The following is a 14,413-nucleotide window of genomic DNA, read 5'->3' as shown; positions in this document are numbered from 1 at the left end:
GGGGGGCAGAAGCGTTAAATACCGAAGCGAAAAAACTCTATCGAATTCACGTTAAGAGAACGTGAATTCGATGAAATCCTTCGCTGCCGTCACAAATCCGGGCAGCCCCCCACATCCCCCACGAGTGAGGGACTTTAAACGAAGAATAGTATCTAATAGTCCCCCAGATTGGAGGGTTGGGGAGCAGAAGCGCTGAAGACCGAAGCGAAAAACTCCCATCGAATTCACGTTAAGAGAAGTTCTCGCCCAAGGTTTTTGATTATGGCTCCGGGAACTGATGCGATCGCACCTCATCCGCAAAGGACTGCACTGCATTCTTGATCAAGTCGTGCAGATCTAGATAGGATTTCGCAAACGGAGGCTTCCAGGTCGAGAGTCCCAAAACGTCTGTGGTGACGAGAACTTGACCGTCACAGTGAACCCCTGCCCCAATGCCGATCGTGGGGATCGTCAGCTTTTGAGTAATTTGAAGGGCTAAAGCTGAGGGGACGTGTTCAATCACGATCGCAAAGGCTCCCGCTTGCTCAAGGGCGATCGCTTCACTCAAAATCCGATCGCTGGCTTCGGGGGATTTGCCCTGCTGCTTGAAACCGATTTGCCGAACAGACTGCGGTGTGAGTCCCACATGTCCCATTACGGGAATGCCAGCCTGCACCAGACGGGATACTGTTTCAGCGACCGCCGGATACCCCCCTTCCAGCTTGACCGCCTGCGCCCCCGTCTCTTTTAAGACTCGCCCGGCTGAATGAATGGCCTGTTGGGAACTTTCTTGATAACTCAAAAACGGCAAATCCACGACCAGCAAAGCGTTTTTGACCCCTCGCCGCACTGCTTTAGCGTGATGCAGCATCTCATCCAAGGTAATCGGCAACGTCGTCTCATAGCCCAACGCCACCATCGCGAGAGAATCGCCCACCAAAATCACGTCAACTCCAGCTTGGTCGAGAATTTGAGCGATCGCATAGTCCCACGCGGTCAAAACCACGATCGGGCGTTCTTGCTGTTTGCGCTGAATAAGCTGCTGTGGCGTGACAGGCATTGAAGTGTGAGTTATGAAGTGTGGGGTTATGAAGTGTGGAGATTCTGTACCGGATTGTCCAACTTCTATTTTCGCCTCTATTTTCAGCCGAGCGGCTCGATTGAGTTTAACAACGGCTAGTGAGCTTTGCATCTGCATCTCCATTCCGCCACTGCAATGATTTGGTAGCCCTCGCTTCTCACCAATAAGTATTGCTACTCCAGCCTTTGCAGCCAAGTGTCAGGGCTTTGGCGAAGGTGCAAGATTGCAAAAACAGTCAAACGTCCATCGTCAATCACATAGTAGACACAGAATGGAAATTTCTTAGTCAGTACTCTGCGAATACCAGCAGCAACCTCTCGACCTACCTGGGGAAACTGAACTATGACTGCAAATACAGCATCAATGGCATCCAAAAACTCTAACGCAAGTTCTATGCGTTGCTCGGCATACCATTGGGCTGCGGCATCAAGATCCTCTTCAGCCCTAGAATCAAGCACAATCGGTAGATTATCGCTCACTATATTTGCTCAATAATCTTTGCTTCACCTCCTCCCATGTGCTCAACGATGAATTGCTCTGCGAGGCAACACGTTCATTTACGATTTCTAAATGCCACTGAGGAATAGGTAGCTCATCATCTGTGGTGACTATCAAATCCCAGAGCTGCTGAACGTAATTAATTTGTTGTGTTTTAGTGAGTTGCTCAAATCCTGGTGGAGGAGATAGGGGTTGAGAAATGGTCATTTGGTACTATGGGAAGAAACTGGCATCATGATAAAAATTATAGCGGCTGTGCGAGAGGACAGGAAACATAGCACATCCCGCATTTAATAAGAATTTTGACACACGACTTGACAAAGATTAGTTCCTCGGTGTCTGCACTGGATTATTAGAGGATTCAGCTAGTCGCTTCTGTAGCACTACTCGGTATTCCTGAAGATCCTTGGCTTCTTTGGGGGACGCATTTTTAAGCCATCTGTCCACAATTGCGATCGCACTGCTCCAATCTTTCTTATTTACTGCAATATTTAGAGCATCTCGAAGCTCCTCCTGAGTAGAACCGGATGAAATTGGTGGCACTTCTGTGATTTGGGTTATCGGTTTGTCGGCTTGGCTTGGCTTTGAGCTAGAATCACCTCCCGAAGGCGGTTGAGTCTGTGATCTTAAAGAACTTGTAGAAGTTGAGGGAGTTGTAAATGAACCATTACCAGTTGAAGGTAGTCCAGGTTTAGGGGATGGTCTTAGCCTAAATTTTTCTCCTTCAGGAATCTCAAGCGCCCACGTGTTGAGTGAAGTTTCAAGCATACGAAACGCCCCTGATGCTCCTTGAGATTTGTCAGTTTTAATTTTCTTTGTTTTCTCATCAATTAAGACTTCATCAGCACTTACACCTCCAACTATTTCTCCTTGTTTTCTGGAGAAAGGAAGACCTTGAAGCTGTTCTCCATCAAAAGTGATGAAGCATTCGTCAAGCTGAGGTTCAACAGATTTCATGGAGAACCAGCCACTTTTCGTTCGATTTCCTTCTACTAATGTTCTTTTTTGGTTTCCCCTTAAAAGATAGGAGATTTCTCCCCTAAAAGTGTTTTGGGTTTGTGTAATGGTGAATACTTCAGTTCCTTGTATCACACAAGGTGTCGGCTCAAGAGTTTTGGGTTTGGCGGGAATTCTCAGCGTAGCTTCACCTAGGAGACAATTCTCAGAAAAAGAATAAGAACTCAGCCAATTCAATATAGGCAACCGCCAGATTGTTGAGCCACGAGAACAGGGGTCAGGAATCAACCAAAAGCCGAGCAATAGTAGAGCAGCTACAGTGCCAACAGTGATTGGAGGCATGAGATGGGAAACGATCGGCAGTGGTGCCAATAATCCCAAATTGTGACGGGTAACAGCAGCACCATCTGTATCCCCTAGTGATTCTCGAAGAGTCAGTGCTTGTGTGAGACGAGAACGAGCAGTGCTACTGTCGTCCAGAGACAGAGCGCGTGTGCCAAGCTGATGTAACGCCCAAGATATGGATTGTCCATCGTTGAGTGCTTGTGAGGCTTGAAGTTCCCATTGCAGAACTCGTTCCCACATTCCCCACAGTCCGTTAAATACCAGTGCGCCTTCCAACCCTTGACCAAGTTTGATTACATCTGCATATCGACCGGACTCGAAAGCCCATTCCAGGATATTTGAGATGGCATCGACGTTTTCAAAGACTTGACTAGGTTCTATCTGTTGCTCAACTAAGGTCGTGAAATGATTTAGCGCCTCTTCTCGCACATCAGTCAAATCTGTTGCTTGATTAAGGACTTCACTGATATCGGAGGTAAGCTGATATTTGGAGTCAGAAACTTGAACGAGATCCTGTTCTGCTAACGAGTTCAAATGTTTACTGATGTTAGGAATTTCTGCTGCATTAGCGAACAGGGCAATTAGAAGAGAACTTCCTGCAACCCCTAAAACAGCCAAAAGTTTCAATATTCGGCGGTCAGGCTTAGAAAGCGATTCGACGATTTTTGTGAGGTCTAAAGACACAAGCAATGGATTTTTTCGGATCTCCTCAACAGTTTCTTGTAGTGATTGATTTCTGTATTTTTTTCTACTTTTTGCTAGCTCGACTGCTCGTCGGATTTTCTGAGGATGTCCGTTCACTCCCTTGAGTTCTACAAGGATCTCTGCTGCTTGGCGATCTTCATCCTTTAAAAGGTCTCTCCACTGTCCTCCACTCTCAAAATGAAAAAGTTCGTCTTGAGTTTTAGCTCGTCCCCTAATGAATTCTTCAGCAACAACATCAAGGGCATCATCAAGCTCTAATTTACCTACTTTGAAAATAGATTGCGCCACTGAAGCAAGAGGATCGCCTTTGCGCCAGGTGAACACAAATCCAGACCCTGGCATCTCATTACATAGTTTCCGAACCTGCTCGGAAGATAATTTTGTGTTATGAACTAGAACAAGTGCTTTTCTATCTTGTAAATTACTCTTAATCTTCTTGGCACCATACTTTATGCCATCTTTTTCCTCGTAGTAGTCATAGAAAATCTTCTCTAGTAGGTCTAATGCGGTAAGGTAACGGTCTCCCTCTGGAACATCAACTACACCGCCTGGAAAGCTAGTGACAACATCAGCATGGGCGATTTTTTCTAACAACCATTCTTCTGACTCTGGTTCACCATAAAACCCAGTAACTTTCTTATCGCCATCTAGAACTTTCAATGCATCTACTGCTTGAGTAAACTCCTTCTTGTAGCCCATCACTCTTTTAGTGCGATCGGGAACTGGAGGAGATTTCAAGCGAGGAACGGGTTCAGAGAACTGTTTATCAAGCACAGATGCATCCACTCTGATTCCTAAACGAGACAGAAAGGTCAGTGTTAATCCCTCAAAAGTCAGTTTCCCAAGGACGCGAGGAATGAGCGATCGCCAACGAGGATCGTGGTAGTGAAACCGATCATGTTCACTTTCTAAACCAATCCATTGATCAAAGATCACTTTTGCTGGAATGGCTTGACCACCCACCACTTCTAAAACATTCAAAATTAAATCTGCTTTCCGCCTGCTTTTAATAATTCCGCACACTTTCCAAGTGCGGCGATTTAGTAGTGGAGCGCCACTTAATCCATGTCTAATGCTTTCGTGTTTTATGGTAAGAAACTGTTCATTTTTACTTCTTCCCTCACAAATAGGACTGATTGAGAAACCACCTTCATCAGGAAAACCATAACTGTAGAGTTGGTCGTGAGGATCAGCTTCTCTGTCTAGATATACACATGGATGTTCTGTGTAAGAGATTGTGAGAAGTGCAAGATCTCTTTCTTTACTCTCTACACGATCAATCTTCTCTATATCCTCTGCTATAAATTTCTTATCTTTCCAATAAATTTCTATCTCATCATCTTTAGCTGCTTCTAGTACATGATTACAAGTTAAAATTTTCCCTGGAGCGACGAAGAAACCAGTTCCTTTCTCCCTGGATGTTTTTATCCGGACAGTACAGCTTTGAAACAACTTATAAATTGACTGGTCAGCCACGTACATACTCCTTTTTTTGTCTACTCTTTAGTCCACTCCATCGTGATCTTGAGATTTGCCTTACTTGTACCTTTGACGATCAAAGCTGTTAGCTGCCCAGACTCATAGCCAAACTCAACACCGAATTCGATGCTGGATTTACTAGGTTTGAATTTTTTGAGACTTTCAACGACTGAGCCAGCAATTCCCTCGATCGCATCAGTCACCTCTTTAAGAGATTGAATCCTTGCTCCCACATCTGACTCAATCTCTTCACCTTCAACGCCAATTTGAAGACTAGAACCAATTACGGTTGCTTCAACCCTGATTTGTACCCCGTTCTCCAATTGAACTGGAATATTCTCAATCTGAGAGTCCTTTAAAGTTTCCATTTTGCCGTGCGATCACTGACTATATTCTAGGTAGATTATAAGTGCTTTTCTTGCCTAAAATATCACAACGAAGCTGATGGATTGTAGTGACTGAGAGGGCTAACCAGAGGGTCAGTTCCAGAAACTTCAGCTTACTGAGAGGCTCGACTAAACACAGAATGGCGTTGAGTTTGATAGCTACTCATACTGACCCAGGCCAGTCCGTCACTGGTGCCGACCCAAAGCTTGTTGCCTGTATCGGGCGAGACGCTGATCACCTGACTAGATGGAAGATTGCCCACCTGACCGACGATCGCCCCATTAAAGGGATTGACGCGAAACAGCCCACTGGTCGTACCCACCCAAATGCTGCCGACTTTATCAAATCGGGCTGAGGTGATGTTGCGTCCTCTGAGTTGGGTTACCGATCGCACCACTCGCGATTCTTTAGCATTTACTTCCAATAAGCCGTTGACAGTGCCAGCCCAGACCGATCCCCTGGAGTCGAGCGCTAAGGTTTGTACCGTTCCCTCAGATAAGCCTGTGATTTGATTCATGATCAGAGCGCTTGCGGTGTTGACCTTCACTAGTCCGTCCAGGGTGCCCACCCAAAGCTGACCGTCCGCATCCAGACTCAGGGCATTTGCGCTTACTCCTGGCAAATTTTTGAGCGTCGTCATTAACAATCCCTGGTCAGGACTGATCATCGCCAACCCCTGGTCAGTGCCTACCCACAAATAGCCACGGTTGTCCAGTTGTAGCGAGAGAACTCGATTGGAAGGCAAAAAGAAATTTTGAGCCGTGACTTCATTGGTGCGGGGATCGACGCGCTGTAGTCCTTCATAGGTGCCGACCCAGATGCGGCCCACTTTGTCTTGAGCAAGGGCGCCGATCGTCACATTGGGAATCGTGACTCGCGCCAAAACTCTGCCCGTGTTGGGGTCAATCTTCGCTAATCCCTGCCAGGTGCCGACCCAGAGATTGCCCTGATAGTCTCGCTGTAGGGCGCTGACTCGGTAATCTGTCCCGATCGTCGTTTCTTCTTGCTGGCGACGTTGACTGGGTAGAGGCGGTACAAGGGGCGGAGGCGCGATCGGCGGATAGATGGGCGCATCAGACCGAGGAGTTGACTGAGCGATCGGACTAGCGATAGCAGCGTTTCCCCCGGTGTGCAAGCCCAAAACTAGCAAAACTCCACCAACCCTTTGACAGACGCGAGAGAATGACATCACTAAACTCCTCAGAAAATCTCCTCAACTCCGGGCTAATGGGCTTCCCCTAGCCTCGCATCGCCCATGATACTGCTACAAACTCAGGCCGCATGAATTTCGTGGTTGTGCGCTAGAAAACACGAGTTGCCAGTGGCTTCGAGATAGGATAGCGCCGATCGTCGCAAAGTATACCTGATGCAGCTTTTAAGACTGGATAGATGGCTGGGATTGGCTTTTCTGCTGGTGGGGTTGGGGTTGGGCGGTGCTCGATCGGTCAGCGCAAGAGTCGTTCAAACAGATTTGACCCTTGAGGCGGAGATGAGTCCTTCGTTTGCAGCCCTGATGCAGCAGGCGGAGCAGTTGGCTGAGAAATCAGTGTCTCAAGCGTTTAAGCAGGCTGATGTCACAGAAGTTTTGATGCGGCTATCGGGCGATCGCTCTGGGGAGTCCGTTCCTCTGTTAACGGTGAAGGTGACGCGATCGGATTGGCAAAAGGATTCTCGGCTGCGATCGCACGCTCGTTATTACAGCATCGCGGCCAGACTGCTCAAGTTTGAGGGTCAAGTTGCCCAAACTGCCCCGCCGTTCAGTTCCATTTCTCAAAACTCAGCAGATGACCCCGCTTTTCGAGATGACTAGGAGCAGGGATCAAAATAACCTGCACTTTTGGGTGGCGGTTCAAATCGCTTGCAAAAACAAAGGATTGTGAATTTGATGAAACCGACGATTGCGTAGGGTGTGGTGAGCCACGCGAAATGCCCCAATTTCGACCGTTGGCGGTGCCTTTCTCGATCGCTCACCACACCCTACAAAACTCAATGTCATCTAATTCTTATTTCTAAGAAAATTCACCAGGTTTATCTAGTTCATGATCCTTAACGTCCAAAACTTCTCAGTATTAACCCAAGGATTATCCTCCCTTAAAGTCAGATCCCTATACTGCTGAGGTGAGAACGGTTATCAGCCCTATAGCCTTCTATATCAATGACCCGTCTCAGTGAAACAAATCAATACTCAGGGTGCTTGTTGAGGCTTTTGCCTGGTTTTTTAGTCTTCTTCGAGCTGTTTTTCCTCTAGAGAGATTTATGTCTTTAACTCGCAGACAACTGCTGATTTTTTTTGGGAGTAGTGCCGCTACCACCGCATTAGCCCCTACCTTTGGTCAAAAACTTTTTGGGAGTGACTCCTCAGTCGCAACGGCTACCGAGCTTTCGTTTACCCCAGTGCGGCTGCCTCATCCCTTGCCAATTTACCAAAATCAACGCAGCTTCCTGGCGATCGCCAACGGTCAAGGAACGCTCTTGGGCGAAGCTACCTCCCCAGCTCAGATGAATTTGAGCAGCTATACGCCGATCGATGATGTGGTCGTGCCTCCCGAATATGAGCGCTACTTAATCGTCAGTTGGGGCGATCGGGTGTTTCCCAATGAAGAAGAGTATTTTGGCTACAACTGCGACTACACGGGCTATGTACCGATCAATGGCAACCGAGAAGGCTATCTGTGGGTCAACCACGAATACGCCAGCTTCCCGATCTCGCGGTTTGCCCCCGAAGCTCCGGCGGATATTACAGAAGCGTTTCAGGAAAGTGGGCCGATCGTCATCCCAGGCTTTCCGACGGTGAAAGGCCGCGAACTATCGGGTGAGTTTCTCTACAATCTGGGCGGCTCGATCGTGCGGATTGCCCAGGGTAGAAATAGACGCTATGCCGTCGTCAAAGACTCCAAAAATCGCCGTCTGCATGGGTTGTCGGGTCTGGGGATCAATCGCGATCGCTCCGACTCCTACAGCGCTGTTACCTCCTGGGGCAGCAAATCCTATCAACAGGGCGATCAAAATTATCTGATTGGCACGGGCCCCGCCGCCACCGAAGTCTTTGCAGCCATCAACTCAGACGGACTGGGCAACCGCATCATCGGCACAGCCTACAACTGCTCTGGCGGCACGACCCCTTGGGGAACCATTCTCTCTTGCGAAGAAAACTTCCAGGGAAGCAGCGCGTTCTTTGTAGGAGTCACCGAAGCGGTCAAGCCCGACGGAACCCAGACCGGATATAGCACAGGCACAACGGGAACCGAATTTGGTTTGGTCGGCGAAAAGTACGGCTGGACAGTAGAAATCGCCCCCGGCAATCCAAACTATCGCCCTCGCAAACATACCTGGCTAGGACGCTATCGCCATGAAAACGTCGCCATGAGAGCCGAAGCGGGTAGAAAATTGGTGGCTTATCTAGGGGACGATCGTCGTGGCGGTCACACCTGGAAATTTGTCAGCAAGGGCAAAATTACCAACCCCAAAGACAAAAAAAATAGCCGTCTCTTTGAAGACGGTACGCTCTACGTCGCCAAATACAACGCAGACGGAACGGGCGAATGGTTGCCGTTGAACCTGAATTCTCCAACGAATCCGATTCCCCCTAGCGTCTTATCTTCGGTGGAGTTTGCCGCTTTGGGATCAGCCCAGCGCGAAGGACTGTTGCCCTTACCGCGTCGCAATGGAGTAGCTGGACAAACCGTAGACGGCGGAAGCTTTGCGCTGACTCGTCTCAATGAGGCGGCTGCTCTACCGGGTTACCAGGGCAAAAAGCTATCTGACTTTTACACCTCACAAGGGGCAATTTTGGTCGATGCTTTTCTGGCGGCTAACCTGATTGGAGGAACGCCAACCGCTCGCCCAGAGGATCTCGAAGTTCATCCTAAAACGAAGGAAGTCTTCATCGCCTACACCGATGGGGCACCCGGCAGCGATGGCTATCCTGATTCGCGAATTTTTGTAGTGGCAAAGTACAGCGATGCACCCGCAGACACTCAGCAGTCAGGCGGACTCTACAAAATTATCGAAAACAGCCGAGACGGAGCCGGAACTACCTTCCGCTGGCAGCGATTTGCTCAAGGCGGCGAAGCGGGGTCTAAAGATGGCGCAGGGTTTGCCAATGTGGACAACCTGGCCTTCGATAAGCTTGCAAACGTCTGGGGTGTCACCGATATGTCTACAGGCACTCACAACGGATTTGAGGTGGGCGCAACTGGCAAGCCAACCTCGATCAATCACACCAGCAAAGGCAATGTTTCTAGCTTTACAGGAGTCTTTGGCAATAATTGGCTGTTCTACATCCCGACTCGTGGACAACACGCGGGTGAGGTCGTGCCGTTTGCCTATGGGCCACCTCGCTGTGAAATGACGGGGCCGACTTTTGTAGGAGAGACGCTCATCATTGCGGTGCAGCACCCTGGCGAAGATTGTCCCTTTGTGCCCAAGGTTACCTTGAGTCGTGAGATTGAAGTGCTGGCGCTGGATGGCAGCTTGTTTAACCAGACTCGTACTGTTTCTCGTGGAAGCAACTGGCCCAGCAATCTGCAAGGCGATTTAGACGGGCCGCCCAAACCTGCTGTGATCGGCATTCAGCGCAAACGATCGCTGGGCAGATTCACCTAATCCTTGAGTCGAGTGAAATTTTCGCCCTAGTTGCAAGCCCTGGACTAATTGAAGTCCTTACCAGCAAGCGACTTTAAGCCAAAAATTTCCTCAAATTCACACCAAAAAAGGGATAGAAAACGATCGCTCGTCTCTATCCCTTTCCTGTTTTAAATCAAGTCTCGAACTATTTGTGTTTACCGAGCCACTTGGCGGCGATCGCTCCAAAAGCAGCACCGACCAAAGGATTGCTCATAAACTTCACTAGCGCAGGCTGGTCAGCCAACACATCTTGGAAGATGTCGGGATGGTTGTGGTAGGCAAAAGCAGCAAGTTTACTCACATCATCGGCATTCATGCGGCTGGCGTGGTGGGTCGAGAGTCCCAATTGCTGTTCAAGTTCGCGATCGTTCAAGCCCCGTTTTTTGAAGTGGTTGAGAAATTCTTTAGCAACATCATCGCGCTCGTTGGGTTTGATTTGAGCGATCGCTTTCTGAAGTTCTGGCTCCATTTGAGTGGAGGGAATGCGATCGGGATGAAAGGATCTGCCAAAGAGTTGACGGCGCTCTTCGCGGGACGATCGTTGAGCAAAATCGTCAAAATTTTCGTAGTTTTCTGAAGCGTCGTTAGGAATGATATCGTCCGCAGATTCTTTGTCTCCCCGCGCCAAATCTTGTATAATCTGACGTTTATATTCGTCGCTGCTGGGCATTTGATTAAACTCCTGCTAATAACTTGTAAGCGGATTCTTGAAGTCTCAAACTGCAATTTTTACAGTCTCAAATTCTATCCTTCGTACTGAATTTGCTTGGTGGCATTGTCGTACTTTGCAGTCAGAATCAGCTTCTTATCTGGTGCATACATCAAGACTGTCAGATCGCGATCGGGGGCGTTTTTACGAAAGCCTTGTACCAGAGATTTTGCCAAAGGACGGACTTCGTTTGGGCGCACCTGAGAAGAAACCACCACTCCTAGTTTGTCACTGCCCCGGACGTATGCATCTTGAACCAAGCCCTTGCTTGTTTGCACAACCCAATCACCAAAATTTTGGCCTGCTTGAGTCGTGCCGCGTTCAGTTTGACCGTAACTTTTATTAACGCTGACTTGAGGGTTATTGCTAACTTTTTGGCTTCCCGATGGAGAAGTCGCAACGGCTCCCTGACAGGCGGTTAGCGCCAAAACCAAAACTAAGGACAACGCAAGCAAAGCTTTACGAAATTGTTGAGGTAAACTCACTTTATTCTCCTTTTAAGCTACAAGCTTGATGAGTTATTTAATCCATAAAAAAAGCCTGAGAAACTACTAGAGTCGCCCAGACTTTTTTGAAGTTAACTATGCTTTATCGACGACATCTTTAACGCCATCTTTCACATCTTCTTTCGCGTTGCGTGCAGTTGCTTCGGCTTGCTTTGCTTTGCCTTCAACTTGATCACCAGCGTCACCTGTCACGTTGCCCAACGCTTCTTGAGCTTTACCTTCAATATTCTTACCAGCAGCCTTAGCTTTTTCTTCTAAACTCATGATCTTTCTCCTAGTGTTTAATTTGGGTGACTGGTATTTGTCATTTACCAGCTATATCAAGACTAGAGGACAAAAATTGATTAGCCATCTTTCACAAGTTGTATTAAAAATAACAGTTTTAAGGCGATCGTCTCTCTCCTCCGACAGACCAGCTAACTGAAACGCTACTGAATTGAAGTAATCGTAACCGTCACTGATCCCTGACCCAACTGAACTGATAATGCTTGCCCAACCGTTAGCTCAGAAGCCGATCGTGCGATCGTCCCATCTTCCAATCTCGCCACCGCATATCCGCGTCGCAGCACTGCCTGGGGATCAAGGGTCGTCAGCTTTTCTTGCAGCATTTGATGATGTTGAGTCGCTTCTTGAAAGCGTTGCTGCGTGGATTGGATCAAGCGTCTTCGCATCCAGGAAACCACCTGCGCCTCTTGTTTAAGCTGACGATCGAGCTTCAACCGTTTGAATCGATTCCGCAGATTCTGCAAGCGATCGTTCTCCACCGCCAGGTATTGCTGAACGGCGATCGTCAACTGTCGAAACCGCTCTTGATGCTCGTCGTGAAGATCCATTAGACAGGGAACTGCCTGTTCTGCTGCCGCCGTGGGCGTATGGACGAACACATCTGCCGCCAGATCCGCCAAAGACTCATCGCGCTGGTGCCCAATGCCCGCAATCACAGGGATCGAACAGTTCGCCACCGCCCTCACCACCAATTCATCATTAAAACAAGCCATATCTTCGATCGCCCCGCCGCCGCGTGATAGAATTAGTACATCCGCTCTAGCATCTCGCTCGACTCGTGCGATCGCGGCCACGATCGAAGCAGGAGCCTGTTCTCCCTGGACAAGTGCCGGAGAAAACAACACCTGCAACCCTGGATAGCGGCGTTTGAGCGTGCGTTGGATGTCTCCCCAGGCTGCGGCTTGCGGCGAAGTCACCACTGCAACCGTTTGGGGATGGGCTGGCAACGGGCGCTTTCGCTCTGAGTCAAACAGTCCCTCAGCCTCCAACCGATGCCGCAACTGTCGATAGCGCAAGGCACGCAGACCTTCTCCCGCAGGCAGGGCTTGCCAGACAATCAACTGGTAACTGCCCCGCTGAGGATGAACCTGCACCCGACCTAGCAAAATCAACTGTTCTCCGGGGGCTGGCAGCGCAGCTAATTTGTCGAGTTGGCTACTCCAAACCACACAACTGATCGCAGCCTTGGCATCGGGGTCTTGCAGCGTAAAAAACAACCCGCTCCGATACTTCGTGGCGCTCGAAACCTCCCCCGTCACCCACACCTGACGAAGCTGGTCATCTTGCTCTAGAAGAAACTGAATGTAAGCCGTCACTCCACCCACAGAGAGCGGCACATCTGGAACCATCATGCTAGGCAGATTCATTGACATCGCGTGTAACCTGGAGGAAGGGCCACTTAAATAATGAACGGTTTTTTGGTTACGATCGTGCTCTCCTGTGTTACAAACGTAAATTCTGAATCCCGACTGCGGCCTGTTTTGCAGATACCGCAAGGGGCGCTCACCCTTTCCACATTCCCTCTACAATTTTTCTTTTTCTGAGGCGCTAATGGCTACTAGTAAATCTGAAACTTCCGACAAGCAAAAAGCCCTGACTTTGGTGCTAAACCAAATTGAGCGCAATTTTGGGAAAGGCAGCATTATGCGCCTCGGTGATGCCACCCGCATGAAGGTGGAGACGATTCCCACGGGTGCTTTGACGCTGGATCTCGCCCTGGGTGGCGGATTGCCCAAAGGTCGCGTCATCGAAATTTATGGCCCAGAAAGTTCGGGTAAAACGACTTTGGCGCTTCATGCGGTGGCCGAAGTGCAACGGGCGGGTGGAGTGGCCGCCTATGTGGATGCCGAACACGCCCTTGATCCCAGCTATTCAGCCGCCTTGGGGGTTGATATTGCTAACCTGTTGATCTCTCAACCTGACACGGGCGAATCGGCACTTGAAATTGTGGATCAGTTGGTGCGATCGACCGCCGTTGATGTCGTGGTGATTGACTCGGTAGCGGCTCTCGTTCCTCGCGCTGAAATCGAAGGCGAAATGGGCGATTCTCACATGGGTCTGCAAGCTCGTCTGATGAGTCAAGCGCTGCGAAAGATCACAGGTAATATCGGCAAGTCTGGCTGTACGGTGATTTTCATTAACCAACTGCGGCAAAAGATTGGGGTGACTTACGGCAGCCCCGAAACGACCACAGGCGGTCAGGCACTCAAGTATTATGCGTCCGTTCGCTTAGACATTCGTCGGATTCAAACTCTGAAAAAGGGCAACGAAGAATTTGGTAACCGCGTCAAGGTGAAGGTGGCCAAGAATAAAGTTGCGCCTCCGTTCCGAATTGCTGAGTTTGATGTGATTTTTGGCAAAGGCATTTCGACGCTGGGCTGTCTGGTTGACCTGGCAGAAGAAACGGGCGTGATCGTTCGCAAGGGTGCCTGGTATAGCTATAACGGCGACAACATCAGTCAAGGTCGTGACAATGCGGTCAAGTACATGGAAGAAAAGCCTGACTTTGCCAAAGAAGTCGAAAAACTGGTGCGCGAGAAGCTAGAAATGGGCGCGGTAGTTTCTGCTAACTCTGTTGGAATAGCAGAGGCTGAAGACGAAGATGATGATGACTTTGATGCTGAAGAATAGGGGCGATCGCGTTCTCTAACGATTCTCTCAATGATGGGGGTGGGTGATGTACCTGCCCTTTTTTGTTGAAAATTTCTTCAATCCCGGTTGGTACTTTGAGGAGACAGTTGAGCCGCAAATTTCAACTTGTGATAGCGCGATCTGCTAGAGCAGATATCCTGACTGCCTGGCAAATCTTTTCTAATTGAGGGTAGAACCAGGTTTACAAACAATGGAACGAACTCG

Annotated in this window: 14 protein-coding genes; 3 read left to right on the top strand and 11 right to left on the bottom strand. The window is 49.0% G+C overall.

Annotated elements, in window-relative coordinates; all coding sequences use genetic code 11:
* Positions 1 to 259: 259 nt before the first annotated feature.
* The 6 genes from panB to ACKFKH_RS32525 all read right to left on the bottom strand — a co-directional run bounded on the left by panB (position 260) and on the right by ACKFKH_RS32525 (position 6,620).
* Complete coding sequence (panB, locus tag ACKFKH_RS32550) at positions 260 to 1,171, bottom strand: 3-methyl-2-oxobutanoate hydroxymethyltransferase (RefSeq protein ID WP_446862542.1); 912 nt, start codon at positions 1,169 to 1,171, stop codon at positions 260 to 262.
* 62 nt (positions 1,172 to 1,233) lie between these two features.
* Entirely contained in the window at positions 1,234 to 1,518 is a 285-nt protein-coding gene (locus ACKFKH_RS32545; RefSeq protein ID WP_446862541.1) for a type II toxin-antitoxin system RelE/ParE family toxin, read from the bottom strand.
* A 10-nt stretch (positions 1,519 to 1,528) separates the two neighbouring features.
* Positions 1,529 to 1,765, bottom strand: a complete 237-nt coding sequence (locus ACKFKH_RS32540) for an addiction module protein (protein WP_446862540.1) — start codon at positions 1,763 to 1,765, stop codon at positions 1,529 to 1,531.
* A 117-nt stretch (positions 1,766 to 1,882) separates the two neighbouring features.
* Complete coding sequence (locus ACKFKH_RS32535) at positions 1,883 to 5,041, bottom strand: trypsin-like peptidase domain-containing protein (RefSeq protein WP_446862539.1); 3,159 nt, start codon at positions 5,039 to 5,041, stop codon at positions 1,883 to 1,885.
* Between the two features lie 20 nt (positions 5,042 to 5,061).
* Positions 5,062 to 5,412 carry a CU044_2847 family protein gene (locus ACKFKH_RS32530; protein ID WP_446862538.1) on the bottom strand — a complete coding sequence of 117 codons (351 nt, stop codon included), beginning with the start codon at positions 5,410 to 5,412 and terminating at the stop codon, positions 5,062 to 5,064.
* A gap of 131 nt (positions 5,413 to 5,543) precedes the next feature.
* A complete protein-coding gene (locus ACKFKH_RS32525; RefSeq protein ID WP_446862537.1) occupies positions 5,544 to 6,620 on the bottom strand; it encodes a ligand-binding sensor domain-containing protein in 1,077 nt (358 codons plus the stop codon).
* A gap of 177 nt (positions 6,621 to 6,797) precedes the next feature.
* Here ACKFKH_RS32525 and ACKFKH_RS32520 point away from each other — a divergent pair, with 177 nt between their 5' ends.
* On the top strand, positions 6,798 to 7,241 hold the full coding sequence (locus tag ACKFKH_RS32520) for a hypothetical protein (protein WP_446862536.1): 444 nt from the start codon (positions 6,798 to 6,800) through the stop codon (positions 7,239 to 7,241).
* Positions 7,242 to 7,280: 39 nt separating this feature from the next.
* Here ACKFKH_RS32520 and ACKFKH_RS32515 read toward each other — a convergent pair whose 3' ends face one another.
* The gene (locus tag ACKFKH_RS32515; RefSeq protein ID WP_446862535.1) at positions 7,281 to 7,427 is read right to left on the bottom strand and encodes a hypothetical protein; all 147 of its coding nucleotides are present in this window, start codon (positions 7,425 to 7,427) and stop codon (positions 7,281 to 7,283) included.
* A 260-nt stretch (positions 7,428 to 7,687) separates the two neighbouring features.
* On the opposite strand from ACKFKH_RS32515, the gene ACKFKH_RS32510 reads away from it, so the two are divergent.
* Positions 7,688 to 10,036, top strand: a complete 2,349-nt coding sequence (locus ACKFKH_RS32510; RefSeq protein WP_446862534.1) for a PhoX family protein — start codon at positions 7,688 to 7,690, stop codon at positions 10,034 to 10,036.
* 166 nt (positions 10,037 to 10,202) lie between these two features.
* On the opposite strand, the gene ACKFKH_RS32505 is transcribed toward ACKFKH_RS32510, so the two are convergent.
* The 4 genes from ACKFKH_RS32505 to xseA all read right to left on the bottom strand — a co-directional run bounded on the left by ACKFKH_RS32505 (position 10,203) and on the right by xseA (position 12,930).
* Complete coding sequence (locus ACKFKH_RS32505; protein WP_446862533.1) at positions 10,203 to 10,727, bottom strand: hypothetical protein; 525 nt, start codon at positions 10,725 to 10,727, stop codon at positions 10,203 to 10,205.
* Positions 10,728 to 10,801: 74 nt separating this feature from the next.
* A complete protein-coding gene (locus ACKFKH_RS32500; protein ID WP_446862532.1) occupies positions 10,802 to 11,251 on the bottom strand; it encodes a hypothetical protein in 450 nt (149 codons plus the stop codon).
* A 96-nt stretch (positions 11,252 to 11,347) separates the two neighbouring features.
* On the bottom strand, positions 11,348 to 11,536 hold the full coding sequence (locus ACKFKH_RS32495; RefSeq protein WP_446862531.1) for a CsbD family protein: 189 nt from the start codon (positions 11,534 to 11,536) through the stop codon (positions 11,348 to 11,350).
* A 164-nt stretch (positions 11,537 to 11,700) separates the two neighbouring features.
* Complete coding sequence (xseA, locus tag ACKFKH_RS32490) at positions 11,701 to 12,930, bottom strand: exodeoxyribonuclease VII large subunit (protein WP_446862530.1); 1,230 nt, start codon at positions 12,928 to 12,930, stop codon at positions 11,701 to 11,703.
* Between the two features lie 178 nt (positions 12,931 to 13,108).
* Here xseA and recA point away from each other — a divergent pair, with 178 nt between their 5' ends.
* Positions 13,109 to 14,188 (top strand): recombinase RecA, encoded by a 1,080-nt coding sequence (gene recA / locus ACKFKH_RS32485; protein WP_446862529.1) that lies wholly within the window; start codon positions 13,109 to 13,111, stop codon positions 14,186 to 14,188.
* Positions 14,189 to 14,413: the final 225 nt, after the last annotated feature.

It is taken from the genome of Phormidesmis sp. 146-20 (assembly GCF_052939475.1).
This window is presented reverse-complemented; position numbering and strand designations above follow the sequence as displayed.

Excerpts from the sequence above, each read along its gene's own strand:
- panB (WP_446862542.1), bottom strand. The coding sequence starts at position 1,171 with ATGCAAAGCTCACTAGCCGTTGTTAAACTCAATCGAGCCGCTCGGCTG.
- ACKFKH_RS32540 (WP_446862540.1), bottom strand. The coding sequence starts at position 1,765 with ATGACCATTTCTCAACCCCTATCTCCTCCACCAGGATTTGAGCAACTC.
- ACKFKH_RS32530 (WP_446862538.1), bottom strand. The coding sequence starts at position 5,412 with ATGGAAACTTTAAAGGACTCTCAGATTGAGAATATTCCAGTTCAATTG.
- ACKFKH_RS32525 (WP_446862537.1), bottom strand. The coding sequence starts at position 6,620 with ATGTCATTCTCTCGCGTCTGTCAAAGGGTTGGTGGAGTTTTGCTAGTT.
- ACKFKH_RS32520 (WP_446862536.1), top strand. The coding sequence starts at position 6,798 with ATGCAGCTTTTAAGACTGGATAGATGGCTGGGATTGGCTTTTCTGCTG.
- ACKFKH_RS32515 (WP_446862535.1), bottom strand. The coding sequence starts at position 7,427 with ATGACATTGAGTTTTGTAGGGTGTGGTGAGCGATCGAGAAAGGCACCG.
- ACKFKH_RS32510 (WP_446862534.1), top strand. The coding sequence starts at position 7,688 with ATGTCTTTAACTCGCAGACAACTGCTGATTTTTTTTGGGAGTAGTGCC.
- ACKFKH_RS32505 (WP_446862533.1), bottom strand. The coding sequence starts at position 10,727 with ATGCCCAGCAGCGACGAATATAAACGTCAGATTATACAAGATTTGGCG.
- ACKFKH_RS32495 (WP_446862531.1), bottom strand. The coding sequence starts at position 11,536 with ATGAGTTTAGAAGAAAAAGCTAAGGCTGCTGGTAAGAATATTGAAGGT.
- xseA (WP_446862530.1), bottom strand. The coding sequence starts at position 12,930 with ATGTCAATGAATCTGCCTAGCATGATGGTTCCAGATGTGCCGCTCTCT.
- recA (WP_446862529.1), top strand. The coding sequence starts at position 13,109 with ATGGCTACTAGTAAATCTGAAACTTCCGACAAGCAAAAAGCCCTGACT.